Below are 2,524 nucleotides of genomic sequence, written 5' to 3' on the forward strand. Positions count from 1 at the left end.
TAAGCGTAAGACTCCTCACACCTTGTGCTTGTCCGGACTTAGGCGAGAGTAGTCTACAGCAACAATCAACCCCGCCAGGGAACCCAGCGGGGCGATTTCTCATGCTATCCTTTTTTTCCACGTCTCCGGATTCGTTCCGGCAGACGCTCCGACCACGGCAGCAAGTCGTCCATCGCTGCCGGGTCATCTGTTCGGATGTTGGGCAGCCGCTCGAACAGGTACTCCAGGTACAAGTACGGGTCCAGGCCGTTCTCCTTGGCCGTCTCCACCAGGCTGTACGCGATGGAGCTCGCCCTTGCCCCGCGCGGCGTATTCGCAAACAGGAAGTTCTTACGTCCTATCACAAATCGTTTGATGGATCGCTCGCTCCGGTTGTTGTCCAACTCCAGATGGCCGTCCTGCAGGTACACCACCAGCTTCGGCCACTGGTTCAGGCAATACGAAATCGCCTTGCCCAAGGCGCTCTTGGGCACCACCTGTCCGCTCTGCTCCTGAAGCCATGCCAAAAACTCGTCAAGCACCGGCCGACTCAGCCTCTGCCGTTCGGTACGACGTTCCTCCGGGGTTGTGTCTTTCAATGCACGTTCGATTTTGAACAGCCGGTTGCAGTACTCAAGCCCAATCCGGGCGGCTGTTGGTTTTTTCCGTTCCGCTGTTGGCAACACCTTGAGTGCCTCGTCAAACTTGCGCCTCGCGTGTGCCCAGCACCCCACCAAGGTGACGCCCTCGATACCGTGGTATCCGCTGTACCCATCCACATGCAGGTACCCCTTAAATCCCTCCAGGAACCTCCTTGGGTGCTCCCTCGAACGGGTCTCCTGATAGTCGAATAGCACGATAGGGGGACCATCCCGGCCGCTGCGGTACAGCCACATGTACGACTCCGACTCGGCCGCCCGTCCCGGCTCGTGCAGCACCTGCAACGTCGTCTCGTCCGCGTGCAGGTACGTGCGGGAAAGCAGCTCCTCGTGCAGTCGCTCATACACCAAGCTAAGCCACCGTGTCGTGCCCAGCACAACCCAGTTGGCCAGGGTTTGCCGTGTCAGCTGCAAGCCGTGTCTAGAGAAGTGTTGCTCCTGCCGGTATAGTGGCAATCCGTCCACGTATTTCTTGTCAATCACATGCGCCAGCATCGAGGCGGACGCTAGACTACCCGGAATCGGAGGCTTGGGCATCTGCGCTTTCACCATCGGTGTTTCGGTCCCATGCTTGTCACACGGTCGACACGCGTATTTATACTGTACATGTTCGACCAACACCGTTTGAGCCGGGATGTGCTTGAGCTCACGACGAACCTCAGTGCCCACCTCGTCCATGACTACGTGACAGCAGGAACAGATCCGCTCTTCCTCCGACAAACGGTATTCAATCCGCTCGACAGGCAGATCTGCAAGCATGGCCTCTCGCTGGCCAGGCTGTTTCTTGCGTCGTTGATACGTAACCGTCTCGACAGTGGGTTCCTCTGCCTCTGGCTGCGCCTCCGCCTCGGCCTCGTTAAACACCAGATCCAATCGAACCTGGTTTTCCATCGTGCGTTCGCTGGATTTCCCGAACTGCCGATGGCGAGCCAGGCGAAGCTCTTCCAACAACAGCTTCACCTGCTTTTTCAGTTCCGCGTTTTCCTGCTCCAGCGCTTCGTAGCGCTCCTGCAGGGATTCCGGTTGGTGGGTGGTCACCTTCGTCGTGTTCATCATGCAAAAGGATTTCGACACGGCCGCCGAAATCCCTTGACAGATCCTTCTGAGTTTACCGGTTCCCTTACATCACTTTTTTCGCGGTTACTCTCCGGTGTGCCTTTGGCTGGTGGGGCGGCAGTCCGTCCAACAGCCAGTTCAGCTCTCGGCGGCTGATGACGACGGTTTTGCCATCGCTGGCGTCTGGCCATTGAAACCGGCCTCGTTCCAGCCGCCGATAATACAGCCAGAAGCCGTTGTGCTCCCAGTACAGGATCTTCAATTTGTCCCGTTCCCGGTTACAGAACACGAAGACCGCTTGAGAAAACGGGTCCAGGTGAAAGGACTCCTGCACGAGAGCTGCCAAGCCGTCGATGGATTTGCGCATGTCTGTGCTGCCGCAAGCCAGGTACACGCGCAACTCCGGTCCCGTGCCGATGTTCAGCATAGCGACGCCAGGGTGTGCACCACATCGCGCAGGAGTTCAGCGTCGTAACCCTGCGTAACCTCGATAATGGCCGGGCCTACACGGACGGAAAGCGGCTTGTCCGCCACGTCACCGGGGTCTTCAATGCGTGCAGTCACAAATCGTGGTGGATGGTCGTTGCAGTCCGTTTCCGACTTGAACTTGCTGATCCAATACCAAAGCTGGTGTTCCTTGACCTGATGAGCGGCACACCATGCGGCACCAGTTAACCCGCTGGCCCGGAAGTCCGCCACACGGGCACGCCAAAGCTTCCGATGTTTTTCCAACTCCGCCTTGGTCACCAAGAACCCTCCCACATTCGATTCTGGGGGAATCATCTCGCACAAGGCAGGTTGGCGCTAGGTGTGGACTATTTGACGCTCAC

At 58.0% G+C, this 2,524-nt stretch carries 3 protein-coding genes; all 3 read right to left on the reverse strand.

Going from position 1 to position 2,524, the window contains the following annotated elements; translation table 11 throughout:
- Positions 1 to 104 precede the first annotated feature (104 nt).
- The 3 genes from tnpC to tnpA all read right to left on the reverse strand — a co-directional run bounded on the left by tnpC (position 105) and on the right by tnpA (position 2,441).
- Positions 105 to 1,691, reverse strand: coding sequence for an IS66 family transposase (gene tnpC, locus ASH01S_RS17440; protein WP_067929706.1), 1,587 nt, complete (start codon positions 1,689 to 1,691; stop codon positions 105 to 107).
- Positions 1,692 to 1,758: 67 nt separating this feature from the next.
- Complete coding sequence (tnpB, locus tag ASH01S_RS17445) at positions 1,759 to 2,121, reverse strand: IS66 family insertion sequence element accessory protein TnpB (protein ID WP_067929705.1); 363 nt, start codon at positions 2,119 to 2,121, stop codon at positions 1,759 to 1,761.
- Positions 2,115 to 2,441, reverse strand: coding sequence for an IS66 family insertion sequence element accessory protein TnpA (gene tnpA / locus ASH01S_RS17450; RefSeq protein ID WP_245629152.1), 327 nt, complete (start codon positions 2,439 to 2,441; stop codon positions 2,115 to 2,117). The genes tnpB and tnpA overlap by 7 nt, the downstream gene beginning before the upstream one ends.
- Positions 2,442 to 2,524: the final 83 nt, after the last annotated feature.

It is taken from the genome of Alicyclobacillus shizuokensis NBRC 103103 (assembly GCF_001552255.1).
GTDB classification, from domain to species: Bacteria; Bacillota; Bacilli; order Alicyclobacillales; family Alicyclobacillaceae; genus Alicyclobacillus_G; species Alicyclobacillus_G shizuokensis.